General features: G+C 69.4%; 14 protein-coding genes. 9 read left to right on the plus strand and 5 right to left on the minus strand.

Annotated features, from left to right (window positions below):
* Positions 1–7: 7 nt before the first annotated feature.
* From IU448_RS04010 to IU448_RS04020, 3 genes are read left to right on the plus strand one after another with little or no spacing between them, the layout of a single operon-like run.
* The gene (locus IU448_RS04010) at positions 8–697 is read left to right on the plus strand and encodes an SDR family oxidoreductase (RefSeq protein ID WP_195054104.1); all 690 of its coding nucleotides are present in this window, start codon (positions 8–10) and stop codon (positions 695–697) included.
* A complete protein-coding gene (locus IU448_RS04015; protein ID WP_195054105.1) occupies positions 688–1,638 on the plus strand; it encodes a glycosyltransferase family 9 protein in 951 nt (316 codons plus the stop codon). The genes IU448_RS04010 and IU448_RS04015 overlap by 10 nt, the downstream gene beginning before the upstream one ends.
* Positions 1,631–2,947, plus strand: a complete 1,317-nt coding sequence (locus IU448_RS04020) for a UDP-glucose dehydrogenase family protein (RefSeq protein WP_195054106.1) — start codon at positions 1,631–1,633, stop codon at positions 2,945–2,947. Before IU448_RS04015 ends, IU448_RS04020 begins: the two co-directional genes overlap by 8 nt.
* A gap of 549 nt (positions 2,948–3,496) precedes the next feature.
* Here the strand turns inward: IU448_RS04020 and IU448_RS04025 are convergent.
* The gene (locus IU448_RS04025; protein ID WP_228812225.1) at positions 3,497–5,536 is read right to left on the minus strand and encodes a catalase; all 2,040 of its coding nucleotides are present in this window, start codon (positions 5,534–5,536) and stop codon (positions 3,497–3,499) included.
* A 258-nt stretch (positions 5,537–5,794) separates the two neighbouring features.
* On the opposite strand from IU448_RS04025, the gene IU448_RS04030 reads away from it, so the two are divergent.
* From IU448_RS04030 to IU448_RS04040, 3 genes are all read left to right on the plus strand, one after another.
* Positions 5,795–5,956, plus strand: coding sequence for a hypothetical protein (locus IU448_RS04030; protein ID WP_195054108.1), 162 nt, complete (start codon positions 5,795–5,797; stop codon positions 5,954–5,956).
* A 90-nt stretch (positions 5,957–6,046) separates the two neighbouring features.
* The gene (locus IU448_RS04035) at positions 6,047–6,766 is read left to right on the plus strand and encodes a PAS and ANTAR domain-containing protein (RefSeq protein ID WP_195054109.1); all 720 of its coding nucleotides are present in this window, start codon (positions 6,047–6,049) and stop codon (positions 6,764–6,766) included.
* A 41-nt stretch (positions 6,767–6,807) separates the two neighbouring features.
* Complete coding sequence (locus tag IU448_RS04040; protein ID WP_195054110.1) at positions 6,808–8,796, plus strand: erythromycin esterase family protein; 1,989 nt, start codon at positions 6,808–6,810, stop codon at positions 8,794–8,796.
* Positions 8,797–8,835: 39 nt separating this feature from the next.
* Here IU448_RS04040 and IU448_RS04045 read toward each other — a convergent pair whose 3' ends face one another.
* The 3 genes from IU448_RS04045 to IU448_RS04055 form a co-directional block, all read right to left on the minus strand.
* Positions 8,836–10,881: a CocE/NonD family hydrolase gene (locus IU448_RS04045; protein WP_195054111.1), complete on the minus strand. Its 2,046-nt coding sequence runs from the start codon at positions 10,879–10,881 to the stop codon at positions 8,836–8,838.
* Between the two features lie 2 nt (positions 10,882–10,883).
* Complete coding sequence (locus IU448_RS29520; RefSeq protein WP_324188500.1) at positions 10,884–12,152, minus strand: hypothetical protein; 1,269 nt, start codon at positions 12,150–12,152, stop codon at positions 10,884–10,886.
* 146 nt (positions 12,153–12,298) lie between these two features.
* Entirely contained in the window at positions 12,299–12,484 is a 186-nt protein-coding gene (locus IU448_RS04055; protein ID WP_195054113.1) for a DUF2795 domain-containing protein, read from the minus strand.
* Between the two features lie 292 nt (positions 12,485–12,776).
* Here IU448_RS04055 and IU448_RS04060 point away from each other — a divergent pair, with 292 nt between their 5' ends.
* The 3 genes from IU448_RS04060 to IU448_RS04070 all read left to right on the plus strand — a co-directional run bounded on the left by IU448_RS04060 (position 12,777) and on the right by IU448_RS04070 (position 17,234).
* The gene (locus tag IU448_RS04060; protein ID WP_195054114.1) at positions 12,777–13,316 is read left to right on the plus strand and encodes an STAS domain-containing protein; all 540 of its coding nucleotides are present in this window, start codon (positions 12,777–12,779) and stop codon (positions 13,314–13,316) included.
* A 196-nt stretch (positions 13,317–13,512) separates the two neighbouring features.
* Complete coding sequence (hrpB, locus tag IU448_RS04065; RefSeq protein WP_195054115.1) at positions 13,513–15,972, plus strand: ATP-dependent helicase HrpB; 2,460 nt, start codon at positions 13,513–13,515, stop codon at positions 15,970–15,972.
* Between the two features lie 314 nt (positions 15,973–16,286).
* Positions 16,287–17,234, plus strand: coding sequence for a peptidase (locus IU448_RS04070; protein WP_195054116.1), 948 nt, complete (start codon positions 16,287–16,289; stop codon positions 17,232–17,234).
* Between the two features lie 230 nt (positions 17,235–17,464).
* Here the strand turns inward: IU448_RS04070 and IU448_RS04075 are convergent, their stop codons facing one another.
* The gene (locus tag IU448_RS04075) at positions 17,465–18,097 is read right to left on the minus strand and encodes a hypothetical protein (RefSeq protein WP_228812014.1); all 633 of its coding nucleotides are present in this window, start codon (positions 18,095–18,097) and stop codon (positions 17,465–17,467) included.
* Positions 18,098–18,124 lie beyond the last annotated feature (27 nt).

An 18,124-nucleotide genomic window follows, 5' to 3' on the forward strand; every position in this document is an offset into this window, starting at 1 on the left:
GAGTGCGATGCGAACACTCGGCAACATCCTGATCACCGGCGGCGCTTCCGGACTCGGTGCGGCGGTGACGGCGGCGGTCCTCGAACGCGGGGGCCGCCCGCTGGTCATCGACCGCGACCAGCCGGATACCACCGTCGATTTCGTGCGGGCCGATCTCGCCGATACCGCGGCCGCGGAGAACGCGGTACAGGAACTGGCCGACCGCGTGGACGGCCGGATCGACGGTGTGTTCACCGCGGCGGGCACCGATGCCTGCGGACGTCTCGACGAGGTGCCGGCCAAGGATTGGGAACGGGTGGTCCAGGTGAACCTGCTGGGCACGGTGGCCGTGGTCCGGGCCGCCCTGCCGGCGCTGCGGGCAACCGGGGGCACGATTGTGACCTGCGCGTCCACCCTGGGGATCAAGGCCGTGAGCGATGCCACCGCCTACTGTGCCTCGAAGTTCGGGATCGTCGGCTTCACCCGCGCGCTGGCCGCCGAAACCGCCGGTGAAGTCGGGGTGACCTTGCTGATTCCCGGCGGCATGCATACAGCGTTCTTCGACGGGCGCGCCGAACAGTACAAACCCCCACCGGACGCGAAACTCAACCAGCCCGCCGATGTCGCGCAATCGGTGTTGTTCGCGTTGAGCCAGCCGCCGGGCTGTGAGGTCCGCGAACTAGTCGTCTGCACCTCGGAAGAGGGGTCGTGGCCCTGAGCGGATCGGTACTCGTCCTGCGGGCACTCGGGCTCGGCGATCTGCTGACCGCGGTGCCCGCACTCCGTGGGCTGCGCGCGGCCTACCCGGGCGACCGGCTGATCCTCGCGGCGCCCGAACAGCTACGCGGGCTAGTGGAGTCGATCGACGCGGTCGACGAACTGCTGCCTACCCCCGGGCTGGGAGCGCTGCGGTGGGCGGGGGCACCGCCCAGGCTGGCGGTCAACCTGCACGGCAGGGGGCCGGAGAGTATCCGTGATCTGCGGACGGCCGAGCCGCAATCGCTGCTGACCCACCGCCATCCGGACTTCCCGGAACTGGCCGGCCCGGACTGGCGGGCGGACCTGCACGAGGTCGATCGCTGGTGCCGGCTGCTCGAGTACCGCGGGATAGCAAGCGATCGCGACGCGCTACGGCTGCCGGCTCCGCCGGTACCGGCACCGGTATCGCGGGCGGTCGTGATCCACCCCGGTGCCGCCTATCCTGCGCGGCGCTGGCCGTCCGAACGTTTCGCACGGGTGGCACGGGCCCTGCGCGCCGACGGCCGGCCGGTCGTGGTCACCGGATCGCGCGCGGAGGTTCCGCTGGCGAATTCCGTTGCCGCGCAGGCCGGCCTGCCACCCTCGGCGGTGTACGCGGGCCGCACCGAACTGCTGGAACTCGCCGCGCTGGTGGCCGAGGCGGAGCTGGTGATCTGCGGCGATACCGGGGTGGGACATCTCGCCACCGCCTTCGGCACCCCGTCGGTACTACTGTTCGGCCCCACCCCGCCGCATACCTGGGGCCCACCGGTCACCGCGCGGCACCATATCGCCTTGTGGGCGGGCAGAACCGGCGACCCCCACGCCGATCGCCCGGATTCCGGGCTGCTCATGGTGCGTCCGGAACGGGTGCTCACCGCCGCGGCCGAAGTACTCGGAAAGGGGGCGCATCATGGGTAGTCGCGTCGGCGTCGTCGGCGCCGGATATGTGGGGCTCACCAGCGCCGCATGCCTGGCCCATCTGGGGCATCACGTGATCTGCGTGGACAACGACGAGGCCAAGGTCGAGCAGCTGCGGGCGGGTACGGTATCGATCGTCGAACCGGGGCTGGCCGAACTCGTCGACGAGGGCCTGGCCGAGGAGCGGCTCGCCTTCACCACCGATCCGGGTTCGCTGACCGAGGCCGAAGTGGTGCTGCTGTGCCTGCCGACCCCCATGGGTGACGGTGGTGCGGCCGACCTGGAAGTACTCGACCACGCCCTCGGCACCCTGGCCACTGTGCTGCGCCCGGACTGCACCCTGGTCACCAAATCCACCGTTCCTGTCGGCACGGCGGCTCGTCTCACCGTCTCCCCCGGCGTCGCCGGCCGGGCGGTGGTCAGCAATCCCGAATTCCTCCGGGAAGGCCATGCGGTTCACGATTTCCTGCACCCGGACCGCATCCTCATCGGCGCCGGCGACGAACACGCCGAGGCCGCCGACCGGGTCGCCGGACTGTACGCGGGCACAGGCTGTCCGGTCGTCCGCTGCGATACGGCCAGTGCGGAACTCGCGAAATACGCCAGCAACGCCTTCCTGGCCGTGAAGCTGTCCTTCGTGAACACGATGGCAGACCTGTGCGAACGCGTCGGCGCCGATATCGGCCGGGTCACCGACACGATGGGCATGGACGACCGGATCGGCCCCGATTTCCTCACCCCCGGCCCCGGCTGGGGCGGCTCCTGCCTGCCCAAGGACACCCACGCGTTGCTACGCGCCGCGGCGGCCGAGGGCGTGGATTTCGCGCTCGTCCGCGATGCGGTCCGAGCCAACGAGCGCCAGCAGGCGATGGTGGTGCGCAAGATCCGGTACGCGGTCACCGGTGCGGTGGACGGCGATCTCGCGGACACCCGGGTCGGTGTGCTCGGACTCGCGTTCAAAGCCGGGACCGGCGATCTCCGCGACTCCCCTGCGGTGGCGGTCGCGCGGCAGCTCTGCCGCCACGGGGTCACCGTTGTCGCATACGATCCGTGCGTACCCGCGGGGACCCCGGGCCTGGAACCCGTGCAGGTCGTCGACGACCCCTATCTGGTGGCAAAGGACGCCGCTGCACTGGTCGTCCTCACCGAATGGCCCGAGTTCCGGTCCCTGGACTGGGCGCGACTGGAAGCCGGGACCGCCCGAGCGGTTATCGTCGACACCCGCAACCTGCTCGACGAAAAAACATTGGACCACACCGGTTTCCGAGTCCTGGGCATCGGCACCGGCGAGCAGAATCGCCGCGGCTGAAACCGCCTCCACCGCGTACGCCCACGTCGGAGCCCACGGTGCCGCGAGCACAGCCGGCCCACTCGCGTCCCCCCGGTACCACTGCGAGTGCGGAGGCGAGTTCGGCATACAACGGCGAACAGGTGGCTACGCGGGGCACGCGCAACCCAACCGACCTGCCCAGAACTCCGTTCATAGCCGGCGAACTGTTCACCCGGGTTCTACGCACAGCCGGCAGCCCAGGGCGGCAGCTGCGGGCCCCGCGCTCTGGCAGCGCACGACCGACGTCGCCACCGCCTCGTAACGTCGGCGGGCGGCACGGTCGCGCTGACACCGGTATACGGCCGGTGCCGATCGTTTCACCAGCGTGCGGGTCCGCGGCAGCCGCACCACCGTACGGCCGCGTGGCGAAATCTCCACCGCGCGCCGTCGCGGTAGCAGGCCCGCCGCCGATCTACCTCGGATCCACCGAACCTGGCTCCGGTTGTTCGGCCACAGCGCACTCGGCCCGGCCGGTGCATGGACTCGCACCGGCCGGGCTGCCTCTCCGTATGGGCGAAGTCCGGGCTGTCAGGCGGGTATCGCCGTGGCGTCGCGCTCCCAGACGCGGTGCCCCGAGAGCACCGTGGCGAAGGATTCCACGAAACCGTCGGACACCGTTTCGCCGGCCTGGATCACTCCGTCGACCGGGGTGTCCGGCTCCGGCGGGACGGCGATACCACCGGCCCGCAGTACCTCGGCACCCGCGCCGAGCACCGCCACCGGTTTGAAGTGCTTGTATGCCTCGGTCACGAAGTGCACGGCGGGGCCCGCGGCGGCGACGGTGCGGGCGGAGGTTTCGCCACCGGCCACGATTACCGCGTCGTAGAGCACCGATGCCATCGTCGCCAGGGTTTTGTCCACGGTCAGGCTGCCGTCGCCGGCACCGCGCAGTTCGCCGCCGTGTTCGGCCAGCACCTCGATTTCGGCGCCGCGTTCACGCAACGCAGTGCGCAGCCGTTCGACGCCCGCCACATCGACCCCGTCGGCCGCGAGAACGGCGATCTTGCGGGTGGCGATGGTGGGCGGTGGATCCTTCACCTGCGACAGCGCCGGCGATACCGGCACCTCCTCCACCGGACCGCCCTCGGGAGTGGGTAGCCCGAGTTGCTCGGCGACCCGGCTTGCCAGGTCCGGGTCGATCCGCACCAGTTGTTCGAGCGCATGCGAGCGAATCTCCACCCGCTTGCATTTGCCCAGTTCGAAGGCGAACGCGGAAACGATGTGCTCGGCTTCGGTCGCGGTCATACTGCGCCAGAACATGCGGGGCTGCCGATAGTGATCCTTGAAGCTCTCGCTGCGGGCCCGGATCGTTTCGCCCTCCACCCGCCGGGTGTAGTGCCGGAACACATCCTCGTCGGCCAGTGCCGGGCATCCGCCGCCGATGGTGTTCTTGGTGTAGAACGCCTGGCCGTGCGGGATATCGTGGCGGCTGTATCCGTCCTGCTGATGGGTGCGGACATCGGCCAGCGGACGGTTCACCGGAAGATGGGCGAAATTTGGTCCGCCGAGGCGGATGAGCTGGGTGTCCAGATAGGAGAAATTCCGTAACTGCAGCAGCGGATCGTTGGTGAAATCGATACCGGGCACCACATTCGCCGTATGGAAGGCGACCTGTTCGGTTTCGGCGAAGAAATTGTCCGGGTTGCGGTCGAGCACCATCTCACCGACCGGGCGCACCGGCACCTGTTCCTCCGGGATAATCTTGGTGGAATCGAGCAGGTCGAAATCGAAATCGAATTCCTGCTCCTCCGGTACGAGCTGTACGCCCAGCTCCCAGCGCGGGAAATCACCGGCCTCGATACTGTCCCACAGATCGCGCCGGTTGTAGTCCGGGTCGCGCCCGGCGACCTGCTGGCATTCGTCCCATACCAGCGAATGCACGCCCAGGGCCGGCTTCCAGTGGAACTTCACGAATGTTCCGCGGCCCTCCGCATCGACGAACCGGAACGTGTGGACACCGAATCCCTGCATCATCCGGTAACTGCGCGGCAAGGCGCGATCCGACATCAGCCACATGATGGCGTGCAGCGTTTCCGGCTGCTCGGCCACGAAATCCCAGAGCGTATCGTGCGCGGACTGCGCCTGCGGAATCTCGTTGTGCGGTTCGGGTTTCACCGCGTGCACGAAATCGGGGAATTTGATGCCGTCTTGGATGAAGAACACCGGGAAGTTGTTACCGACCAGATCGTAGTTTCCCTGTTCGGTGTAGAACTTCGTGGCGAAACCGCGCACGTCGCGGACCGTATCGGCCGAACCGCGCGAACCGGCGACGGTGGAGAACCGGACGAAAACCGGCGTCCGGACGCCGGGGTCGGTCAGGAATTTCGCGGCCGTATATTCCGCCAGCGAATCGTCGTAGGGCCGGAAATAGCCGTAGGCGCCGGCGCCGCGCGCATGGACGACACGTTCCGGTATCCGTTCGTGGTCGAAATGGGTGATCTTCTCGCGCGCATGGAAATCCTCGAGCAGCGTGGGACCCCGTGCGCCGACGGTCAGTGCATCGTCGGTGTGGTCCACCCGGACGCCCTGCTGCGTGGTGAGGTAGCCGCTCTCGCGGTCCTGCCGCAGCGGATCGAGCTGTCGTTGTTTGGGGTCGGTATCGCCCCGGCCTTCGCCGAGCGGGCGTTGTGCCGCCTCGGACGCGGCGGGTGTCGCGGATCCCTGCTCCGGTGTTCGGTCCACGAGTTGTCCTCCTCGATGGCGTGCCCGGCAGTGCCCGGCCCGTGAACGTGGTCGGTCGGCGGCTTCCCGGATCCCCGGCCGGTAAACACAGAGGAGGCGATCGGCTCCTGTGTCACCGAGCGCCGGCGGGGTAACCGCCCGCCTATGACCACACCGGACCCCGGTGCCGAGGACCCGGCCGATCGGGACGAACCCGATTTCGCCGAGGAGCACGCCCGGCCCACCCACGCCGACGAGCATCCCATCGATGCAGAGATCGAAACCGACGAGTCGACGCCGAAGGGACACAGCGGTATGGACCCGTGACCGGCGGTTCCCGGTTCTCACCGGACCGCCGGCTGCCCGGGCCGTCGGCCGGACGCCCTCGTGCCGGCGATGCGGGGAATAATCACAGCCATGAACGCACGGGACGAGCTGCCGGAGTCCGAAGTCGAACTCGTCGAACGGGTGGTCGGCGCCGGCGATCCCCTGCAGGTGGGCCGGTTCCGGTACCACTTCGCGACCCGGAGCTGGGAATGGTCGGCAGAAGCCGCCCGGATCCACGGTCATCCTCCGGAGGTCCGGCCCACCACCGAGCTGCTGCTCTCGCATAAACATCCCGACGACCGCGACCGGCTCGAGGCGATGATCCTGTCGGTGGAGGACGGGGGCCCGTTCTCCAGCCGGCACCGCATCATCGATACGGCGGGCCGTGTGCGCGAGGTGCTGGTCGTCTCCGAGCCCATGGTCGACGAGCACAGCGGCGAGGTGATCGGCACCCAGGGTTTCTACATCGATCTGTCCGCCACTGCCGCGGAATACCGGCGGGAAGCTCTCGACGATGCCCTGCCGCAGGTTCTGGATGCCCGGATCGTCATCGAACAGGCCAAAGGCGCGCTCATGCTCGCCTATGGGATCAACGCGGAACAAGCATTCCATGTGCTGCGCTGGCGGTCGCAGGAAACCAATATCAAGTTGCGCCGCGTCGCCGAGCGTATGGTCGCCGCCCTGCCGGGTATCGCCGACGAGGAAGTCCGGCTGCGCACCCGCCTCGACCATGTGCTGCTGACCCTGCACCACGATATCGACAACAGCACCGACGGCGATCCGACCGCGGCGACGACCCGTTCCTCCTGAACCGCCTGTTTGCCCTGGTCCGCACCGGGTAGCGCACCCCTATGGCGACAAGCGCTTTCCGTGACCGTCGCGAGGCCGGCCGGACGCTCGCGACGCTACTGGACCGGTTCCGCTCGCCGGATACCGTCGTTCTGGGCCTGCCCCGGGGCGGTGTGCCCGTGGCCTACGAGGTGGCGCAGGCGCTGGAAGCGCCGCTGGATGTGCTGGTCGTCCGCAGACTCGGTTCCCCGGGTAACCCGGAACTGGCGCTGGGCGCGATCGCCAGCGGCGGTGTCCTGGTCACCAACGGCGATGTGCTGGCCGCGGAACAGGTCGGCCCGGACGTCCTGGAACGGATCGCCCGCGCGGAGGGCCGCGAACTGCGCCGCCGGGAGCAAGCGTTCCGGGGCGAGCGGCCGCTGCTCGATGTCACGGGCCGGACGGTGATCCTGGTGGACGACGGCCTCGCCACCGGTGCGACGATGGACGCTGCCGTCCGCACGGTGTACCGGATGCATCCGGCCCGGGTGGTCGTCGCGGTGCCCGTCGCGCTCGAGGCCACCTGCGCCGGTCTGCGCGAACGCGTGGACGAGATGGTCTGCGCGCGTGTTCCCGCCGGTTTCTCCGGCGTGGGCGCGGAGTACCTCGACTTCACCGAGGCCTCCGACGAAGAGATCCGCGATCTGCTCGACCGGGCCGCGCGGGTCCCGGTAGGCGGACCGCATGCGGCCGCCACCGGCCCGGAGGTGACCGTCCGGACCGCCGCTACCCCGTTGCCCGACGGGGTACCCACCGACGAGGATCTCCTGGATCTGGTGGGCGACGCCCGGTTCGTGCTGATCGGCGAGGCCACCCACGGCACCTCGGAGTTCTACGCTGCCCGGGCGCGGATGACACGCACCCTCATCGAACGGGCGGGGTTCGACGCGGTGGCCGTGGAGGCCGACTGGCCCGATGCCCACCGCGCGAACCGCTATATCCGCGGCCGCGGCGACGACGGCGACGCCGCGCAGGCATTGTCCGGTTTCCAGCGCTTCCCGATGTGGATGTGGCGCAATACCGTCGTCCGCGATTTCGTGGAATGGCTCCGCGAGTACAACCGGCGCGCTGCGGCGCATACCGTCGACTTCTACGGGCTCGACCTCTACAGCATGCGCCGCTCCGCCGCGGAGGTGGTCGGCTACCTCGAACGTGTCGACCCGGCCGCCGCGCGGCGGGCCCGCGACCGGTACTCCTGCTTCGACCAGCACACCGACGAACAACACTACGGTTACGCCGCCGCATTCGGCGCCGGTGAAGACTGTGCGGACGCAGTCGTCGCGCAGCTGGCGGATATACAGCGGATGAGCACCCGAGACCTGCGCACCGACGGGCAGGGCGATCCCGACGAACAGTTCTACGCCGAACAGAACGCCCGCCTGGTCGCCGCCGCCGAACAGTACTACCGGGCGATGTTCGGTTCGCGGGTGTCGTCGTGGAATCTGCGCGACGAGCATATGTTCGCCACCCTGACGGCATTACGCGGGCATCTGCGGCAGCGTACCGGCAGCGCGGCGAAAATCGTGGTGTGGGCGCATAATTCACATCTCGGCGACGCCCGGGCCACCGAACTCGGGGCGGCGGGGGAATTGAACCTGGGCCAACTGGTCCGGCAGAACTGCCCGGGCGAATCCCGGATCCTCGGCTTCACCACCCACACCGGCACCGTACTGGCCGCCGACGAATGGGACGGCCCGCCCCGCGTAAAACGGGTACGCCCGTCGCTTCCCGGCAGCGTGGAGAACCTGCTGCACCGCACCGGAGTCGAGCGGTTCCTGCTGCGTTTCGACCGCGAACCTATCCCCGCACTGGACGCGCCCCAGCTCGAACGTGCGATCGGAGTGGTCTACCGTCCGGACAACGAACGGCGCAGCCATTACTTCCACGCCCGGCCCGCGCACCGGTTCGACGCCCTGCTGCATATCGACGAGACCAGCGCCCTGACCCCACTCGACCTCGTGACCCACCGCGGACCCGACGAGCCGGGGGACACCTACCCCCACGCCCTCTGACCCGCCGGATCGTGGCGCCGGCCGCCCCGCCGGATCGCGCTAGACCAGATCGCGGGGTATCCGGCGATGCCAGTTCTGCGAGTACACCCGCTTCTGTGCCGTACGCGGGTCGGCGGCCGGATCGTCCAGTTCGTAGGCGTCCAGTTCGGCGTCGAGAATGAACTCGCCCGCCGTGCAACGCAGTGTGGTGTGCGTGGTGACCTCGGTCCGCCAGTCCGCGCGCTCGAACCGGCGCACGGTGCGGGTCTCGCCCCAGACCGATTGCGGGTCGTTGCCGCGGAAGCTGAACCATTCGGTGGTTGCCCGGCGCACGACGGTATCGGTGTCGTCGAGCCGGATCGTGCCCTGGTCGTTCTCGATCTCCAGGGTCGAAACCCCGGTGGCCAGATCGCGTTCGACCTTCCAGTGGTGCCGGCCCGGCTCCAGATGCGTCGACGGCGCCTCGGGCGCGGCCTCGGCGTCTTCGAACGGCCGCAACCGGCGGTCTTCGGCGCGCGGCGGCCGGTGCGGCAGGGTCAGTGCGCTCTGCCCGGTGGTTATCGTGAGCATCGCCGCTTCCGGTGAGGGCCACGCCAGCGGCCAGTACGACGACGAGATCGACAACCGGATCCGGTGTCCGGGCGGGAAGGAATGCGCCATCCCGTTCAACGGGACCCGCACCCGGTAGCCGCGGCCCGGTTCCAGCGCCTTCGGCGCCGCACTGCCGTCCCGGTGGGTGAGGTTCAGCAGCCCGTAGGTCACCCGCGTGGCTTCGCCGTTGGGTGCGACATCGGACAGGCGGGCCGCCACCATCGCGTTGGGCCGGTCGGCCGAGACGGTCAGGTCCAGAGCGGGGACGCCCAGTACTTCGAACGTTTCGCCCAGCGGCTCGGTTTCGAACACCAGCGAGCCGCCGTCCTCTTCCCGCTGGTCGGCGGGCAGGTCGGGAGTGGCCGCATAGGAGGCCCATTTACCGGCGAACATGCCGACGCTCAGCGGCGACTGCACATCCATCCGGCGGTGCTCGGTATGATCCGCGTCCTCGGTGAGGGCATACCGGGTGAGCGTGAAGCGGCGCGGGGTCAGATTCGGCGACGGCCAGCCGGGTTCGCCCACCCAGCGGCCGGGCCGGTCGGCGTAGGACGGCTGCGGCGAGACACTGTCCTGCATCCACGCCCGCAGCATCGGCTCCTCCAGCACTCCGGAATCGCGGCCCTTGAGCCAGTGATCCCACCAGCGCACCGCCTCCTGCAGGAACCCGATCGCCGGGCCCGGCACGCCCAGATGCGGATATTTGTGGCCCCACGGGCCGATCAGTCCGCGCCGGGGCACCTCGAGATGCTCCAGCAACCGGAAGATGGCATTGGTGTACCCGTCGGCCCACCCACCGACGGCCAGCACCGGGCACTGCACCGCGCGGTAGTCCTCGTTCACCGAGGCGCGTTTCCAGTAGTCGTCGCGGTGCTGGTGTTCCAGCCAGCGCTCGAGCCACAGCCCACTGCCCGCCAGGCGTTCGTGCCACAACTCGCGCCAGCGGTCCCCGACGATCGCGGGGTCGGGCGGCAAGCTGTTGAAAGCGAACATCACCGTCGCCTCGGACAAATTGTCCGACAGCAGGCAGCCGCCCATGTAATGCATATTGTCGACGTAGAGGTCTTCGGTCGCCGACGCGCTGATGATCGCCTTCAGCGCCGGCGGCCGGCGCGCGGCCACCTGCAGGCTGTTGAAACCGCCCCAGGAGATCCCCATCATGCCGACATTGCCGTCGCACCACGGCTGCGCGGCCAGCCATTCGATCACATCGCAGGCGTCCTCGTGTTCGACCGACAGGTATTCGTCGGTCAGCACACCGTCGGAATCACCGCTGCCGCGCAGGTCCACCCGCACACTCACATAGCCGTGCCCGGCCAGGTACGGATGGTTCAGGGCATCCCGGGCACGAGTGAGGTCCCGCTTCCGGTAGGGGATGTACTCCAGTACCGCGGGCATCGGCTCGTCGGTGTCCGGCCGCCAGATGCGGGCGGCGAGGCGGGCGCCGTCGCGCATCGGGATGAAAACGTTCTCGGTCTCGTGCACCCGGTAGGGGAAAGTCTCGACGGTGTGCAAGCTCAGCGGACCTCCTCGAATTCGAACGGCAGCGCCGCGATGGCGTCGTGGTAGCGCTGCTCGAGCCGGTCGGCGTCGGGAGCGCCGATGTAGAGGGTGGCCAGTTTGTAGCGGTAGGCGTCCTGGTTCGGCATTTCCGAGAGCTTCTCCCCGACCTGCACATCGATCTTCACCACGGTGCCGGGGAAACGGCTGCGCAATGCGGCGATCTCGTCCTCGCTCGGGACCTTGGTGACGATCCCGTCCTCGTAGCGTGGCACCAGGCACTGGGCGGCCACGGCGAACTCGCCTTTGCGGTGCGGCATCCGGGGCGGGATACCCAGCGCCACATCGATGGCGACGCGATGGTTGGAGCTGCCGTCCACCTTGGCGAACAGATCGCTGTGCGACTGTGAGATCCGCGTGTTCACCTCGATCAGCCACAACTTTCCGGTCTCGGCGTCCCACATGAACTCGGAATTGAAGCAGCCGTTGTCGAAGCCGGTGTGGCGCAGGTAGCGCTCGGTCACGTCGATCATCCGCTGCTGGACATCGGGCGGCACCGTGCGCGCCGGATAGTCCAGATGGGTGAAACTTCGTTCCTCGGCGTCCTTGCGCATATCGAACACCCCGTGCACGTGATAGTCGCCGCGGAACATCGATCCCTCCGGCGCGGCCTGGGTGCCGGTGACGATCTGCTCGGCCAGGCAGGTACGCCCACCGGCCATCCGGATATCGCCGGGGACCTCCACCCGCGCCAGCGCCTGGTCGAACGGGTCGGCGATCCGGCCGATCTCCTCCCGGATCTGCTGTACCGCGTCCGCGAAGACGTCCGCATCGGGCACCTCGAAACCGAGCTGCGAAGAATGCGATTTGATCGGCTTCACCCAGAACGGGAACGGGATATCTATACGGTCGAGCGCATCGTCGTCGAACGGGTCGAATGCACAGAATTTCGGAACACATTCGGGAACTACTTCGCGTTGCAGTACTCGACTCCAGTACTTGTGCTCGTTCTTCAGCACGCTTTCCAGAGTGGGTGCGGGCAAACCCAATTCATGCGCGAGAATGGGCACGATCACGCTGGTGGGGAAATCCCAGTGTGCGATCACGGCGTCCACCGGGCCGTCGAAGGAACGTAATTCCGTGCGCGCCCGATCCAATAATTCGTCGAAATCCAGTTCCTCGGCGGATATCAACGATTCGTAATCGAGCAGTCCGTGTACGGATATTCCCCCCGGGATATCGACGGTTCCTATTTCGCCGCGCTGGGTCTCGGTGAGAGCCGGCACGAAAATATTCTTCTTCACCCGCGCCGGATATCCCGGATGGCCGAGGCCAAACGTCCGGACGGGGCTGGTCCGGCGGGACCGCGACAGCGACCGGGTGGGGCCCACCGTGCCGGTGCGGCCCCACCCGGACAACCGCTGTGCGCGGCTCAGAAAATGGCCTGGCTGACCGCGTTGGGTCCGTCGAACGTCCGGTCCGGCAGCGCTTCGAGGGCGTGCAGTACCTCCGCGTCGGCTCCGTTGTTCTCCGCTGCGGCGACCAAGCCGTCCCGGTCGCAGGGGTAGTCGATACCGGAGAGATACTTCTGGACCTGAATGGGGCTGAGCTGGCTCATGACGAACTCCCTTCTCGAAGGTGGGGGACACACAGTGCGACGAAGGGCCGGCTCGGCCGGGCCCGGCTGCTGCCGGTACCGGCCGGCGACGGCGCGCTGCCGTCAGCGGGCGGCCTACCCGGCGGGCAACGGGGCAAACGCGTATCCGTGCACGGTCGCCGGGATCACATCCGACCCCGCCCGTAACGGCCTGTTGGGCTAGGGTGGAACACAGTCACGGGTTCACCTTGAGACACGCAGGGTCGGCGTGACCGCGATGCGCGAACGCATCCTGAGCCGAATCGGGTGGAATATGAATACCGATACCAGCTCCTCGTCCTTCGCTTCGGCCCATGCCGCGTCGGCTACGCGCTCGCCCGAGCAGCAACTGCTTTTCCGGGTCCGGCGCCGCGGCGAGATCGTCGTCCTGTCGGTCCGCGGCCAGGCCGACGCCTACACCCTGGCGCTGTGGCGGCAGCAAGTCGGGAATGCCGTCGAAACGGCGGCGACCGGCCGCGGGGCACTGATCGTCGACACCACCAGACTCGACTTCCTGTCGCTGCGCACGCTCGCCGCGCTGGCCGAGGACGCGGAGCGTCATCGGCGCGACGGGGTGGAGATATGCCTGGTCACCCCGAACCCGCGGATCGCCCGCCTCGCCGGCGCCGATCCGCGGATCGCCCGCCTCTCGGTCCACTCGACCGTGGTCGGCGCCCTGACCGCGCTGCAACTTCGCCGGCAATCCGAACACCGGCCGGCCCGCCCGCGCCCGTACCGGGCCCCGCAGATCACCCGCGAAGAACCGGACACCGAGCACGACCGCCTGCTGCGCGAGCTGGCGCGGCGGAACTGACCCCGGCACCGGGCAGCGGCAGCCGGGTCACCGGCCGGCGCACGCGGTGCCGAAGGCAGTGATGGCGCGCGGTGCCGAAGGCAGTGATGGCGCGCGGTGCCGAAGGCAGTGATGGCGCGCGGCGCCGAAGGCACTGGAGGAGATAAGCCCTACCGAGCGGTGGATGGCGGGCACCCAGGCATCACACTGATCGGTGATGAAACTGCCCGAGCTTCCCGATCTACCGATCCGTGCTGTTCTCGATCGCATTGTCGAGACGCTGGCCGACCATGAGGCCGCTGTACTGGTCGCGCCACCCGGAACCGGCAAGACCACGCTCGTTCCGTTGGCGTTGGCCGCGGGCGGCACGGGGCGCGTGCTCGTCGCCGAGCCCCGGCGGCTGGCGGCGCGGGCGGCGGCCGGGCGGATGGCCGCGCTGCTGGGCGAGCGGGTGGGCGAAACCGTCGGCTACTCCGTCCGGGGAGATCGCCGGACCGGGCCGCGCACCCGGATCGAAGTCGTGACCTCCGGCCTGCTGGTACGGCGGTTACAGGACGATCCCGAAATGGCCGGTGCCGACACCGTCGTTCTCGACGAGTGTCACGAGCGGCACCTCGACGCCGACCTGCTGCTGGCGTTGCTCCTGGATGCCCGGGCCGGGTTGCGACCGGACCTGCGGGTGCTCGCCACCTCGGCGACCGTCGCGGCGGACCGCCTGGCGACGCTGCTCGGCGGTGACCGTCCCGCGCCGGTGATCCAGGTCGAGGGCCGGACCCATCCCGTGGACACGACATATGTTCCGCCGCTGCCACGGGAGGACAAGCAAGCGCAGGTCGCTCGCGCCACCCGGGCCGCGCTCGCCGCTACCGGGGGTGACGTCCTCGTCTTCCTCCCGGGCGCGGCCGAGATCCGGAAGACGGCGGCACTGCTGGCCGACCTCGGCGATATCGATATCGTCGCGCTGCACGGAAGGTTGCCGGCGGCGCGGCAGGACACGGCGTTGCAGCCCGGCCCCCGGCGGCGCGTGGTGTTGTCGACCGCGGTGGCGGAGTCCAGCCTGACCGTGCCGGGCGTGCGGGCCGTGGTGGATTCGGGTCTCGCCCGGGTGCCGCGAATCGACCGGTCGCGGGGTCTGTCCGGGCTGGTGACGGTCCGGGTTTCGGCGGCGGTGGCCGGCCAGCGTGCGGGCCGCGCCGGTCGCGAAGCCCCGGGCCGGGTGTGGCGCTGCTGGCCGGAATACGAGCACGCCACCCTCCCGGCCTATCCGGAGCCCGAGATCCGCACCGCCGACCTGACCCGGTTGGCGTTGGAGCTCGCCTGCTGGGGCACCGCCGACGGGCACGGCCTCGCCTGGTGGGACGCACCGCCGCCCGGCGGGCTGGCAGCCGGGCGCGAGGTACTGCGGGTGCTGGGGGCCGTGCACGAAAGCGGTGAGATCACCGACCGGGGGCGGCGGATGGCCCGGATCGGATTACATCCCCGGCTGGCGCGCGCATTGCTCGACGGCGCGGCCGTGGTCGGGGCGCGCGCGGCCGCGGAAGTGGTCACCGTCCTCGACGACGACTCCTACACCTCCGGGGTCGATCTGGCGGCCGGCCTGCGGGCGCTGCGGCGCGAGCAACCGGCGCGCTGGCGGCGCGAGGTCGAGCGGCTGAGCCGCTCGGTCGAGGGCCCGGACGGGGTCGACGATCCCGCCTACGTGGTCGCGCTGGCCCATCCCGAACGGCTGGCTCGCCGCCGCGGCCCGGATTCGGCGAGCTACCTCATGGCCGGCGGTACCGCCGTGACCCTGCCCGCCGGCGCCGGGACGGGCGACGCGGAATGGCTGGCGGTCGGTGTCGCGACACGTGATCCCGGGCGGTCCGAGGGGTATATCCGGCTGGCGGCGGCCGCCGATGAACAGCTCGCGCGCCGCGCCGCGGCGAACCTGGTCACGACGTCCGACGAAATCGCGTGGGCCGACGGCGATGTGGTCGCGCGGCGGATCGAACGGCTGGGTGCGATCACCTTGTCCGAGCGCCGGCTCCGCGACCCCGATCGCCGGCTGCTCGCGGCAGCGGTGCGGAGCGGACTGAACACGACCGGCGTCGGCGTGCTGTCGTGGGATGCGACGGCCGTCGCCCTGCGGCAACGTCTCGACTTTCTGCACCGCACCCTCGGCGCCCCGTGGCCACCGGTCGACGACGAATCACTGCTGGCCGCCGCCGATACCTGGCTGGGTCCCGAGCTCGCCACCGCCCGCCGCCGCACCGACCTCGAACGTATCGACACCGGACAGGCGCTCCATCGCCTGCTGCCCTGGCCGGACGCCGCCCGGATGGACGAGCTGGCACCGGAACGCCTCGAGGTTCCCTCCGGCAGCCGCCTCCGCCTCGACTACTCGGCCGACCCGCCGGTGCTGGCGGTCAAGGTGCAGGAGGTTTTCGGCTGGACCGAGACCCCGAGCCTGGCCCAGGGCAGGGTCGCGATAGTGCTGCATCTGCTCTCCCCCGCCCAGCGCCCGGTCGCGGTCACCGCGGATCTGCGGTCCTTCTGGCAGACCGGCTGGCCACAGGTCCGCGCCGAACTCCGCGGCCGCTACCCCAAACATGCCTGGCCGGAAGATCCCAGCACGACACCTGCCCACCGCGGTACTGCGCGCAACGCGGGACGTGACCGGCCCGCGGCGCCACGCTGAGCTGTCACCCCAGGCGGCCGCCCGACGCCCGCATTCCGCCCCAGGGCTACTGCGGTGGCGGATCTCGGCCGTGAGCGGCTGGGGCGCCTCTCGATGTGGTTCCTGGATGTGATCGCGCCCCATCACATCCGTTGCGCGCCGGACGGTTGCCTCCTCGGGCCGGCCAGTCCACGCCGTTGCCGCCTGCGTCCCGCACCGCATCACGTGGGCACCCCGGGACCGGCCGACATTCTCCGGTATTTGCACCGAGGTTGCCGGTGCGCGCAAACTCGAAGCGGGCAACGTCCTGCTCAGCTCGCACCGGGAGGTCACGAGTGACGGTCTATCGCACGCTCACCCTTGTCGCAGCCGCATTGCTCGCCATAGCGGGTTGCAGCGACGACCCGGACGCCGGCACCGCCCGTTCACCGGTGATCCCTGCCCCACCACCACAATTCTGGTCGACCCCCGCCGACACACCGCAACAGCAAGCCGCCGTCGCCCAGGCGACCCGCCAGATCGACGTCTGCGCCCTGCTCCCCCGCGATACCCTCGACGACCTGGGTCTCGGCGAAATCCAGGACATTACTATCGGCCTGGATTCGTGCCGCGCCCTCCTCGGCGACCCGGCTGCCACCCTCACCTGGCATTCGACCTTGCTACCTCCGTTGGAGCCGAGACTCGGTACCAGCAAACAGATCGGGGATGTGAGCGTCCTGCTGGTTCCCGACCGCGAGCCCGGCGGCCGCGCCTGCGGCGCCACCGCCCGCTTTCCCTCGGGCGCCGCCTTCTACCTCGGCCTGACCGTCCCGAACAAGGATTCGTGCGCGGTCGCTGATGGTTTGCTGGCAGGTATGATCGATCACTGGCGGCAGTCGCCCGCCCAGGGCACCTCCCCCGATACCGTCAGCACGGTCCTGCTCGGCGCCGACCCGTGCGCCGTCCGCGCGAAACTGGACGGCACCGCCGATACCGGCGAGTGGCGGCTGACCCAATGCCTGTTCCGGTACCGCGGCGAAACCGTCACGGTCGCCTACGACTACCGCGTCACCGACCAGGTGCACGCCCGCGCCACCGAGGAGAAGATCGGCGACCGCACCGTGTTCCGCACGACCTCGCTCTACGACAGCAGCATCCCGATCTACACCGCCGTCGTCGGTCCCGAATTGCCCCTGGACAGCACAGCGTCCGTCCCCCGCGTTCCGGCCGTCGAAGTCACCTCGGCCACCGACAACGTCGCCCGCGAGGTGATGGCGCAGGTTCTCACACTTTTCCCGCAGTGAACGTCGGTCCCGATCCCGGCCATCGACTCCACGGTTTACCGCGGGCGCCACGGCGGACCGCGCCCGCGCGGCGGTCGCGGACGGCCTAGCCGTCCTTATCGCCGGCCGACTGGCCGGTAGCGAATGCTCGGCCGCGGGGTGGGCGCAGTTTCACAGTTTGTGCGTTCAGCGCACAGCACGCCGATCCCGATCCGGGCCGGCCGGATCGGGACCATATCGCGTAGCCGGTGTCACGCCGGCCCACCGTGCAGAGTCGGCCCGCCGGAGAAGCCGGGCCTGCCTACCCGTGGATCGGTGGCAGCCGCGACGGGAGCGGGCGCGTCCGCGGCCCGGCGTCGTTCGGCCGCGTCGACTTCACGCCGGCCGAAGGCGATATCGCGGACACTGCGCACCGACAGCCGCCCGAGCGAGGTCGCGGCGAAGAACAGGATCAGCGCGCCGAGCCCGTAGAAGAACGTCAGCCGCACCAGGGCCTGCTTCCACTCGGAACCCGCGACGGGTGCACCGATATCGCCGAGGCCCAGCGGACCCGCCAGCAACGGCCCGATCACGAACCACGCACCGGCCACCGTGGCCAGCCACGCTCCCGTACTCGCCACGATCCGGTTCCGGCTCAGCAGCATGAGCAGCCCACCGATTATCGCCACCACCCCCGGCAGAACCTGCAGCCAGCCGCGTGCCGCCGACCACACCCACGGCTCGTCGGGAGTGTAGGAAAAATTGAAGTACGGCCCGATGAACGGGATGAGCGCGCCCCAGATGCCCAGCAGCAATACGGCCAGACCGCCCAGGGCACCGCGACTACGCGGAATATGCAGACGCCCCCCGCGCCCACCGGAAACATTTTCGTCGACGTCTCTCATGACGCCTCCAATCATCGACAGCAATGC

The organism is Nocardia flavorosea (assembly GCF_015477805.1).
Classification (GTDB): Bacteria; Actinomycetota; Actinomycetes; order Mycobacteriales; family Mycobacteriaceae; genus Nocardia; species Nocardia flavorosea_A.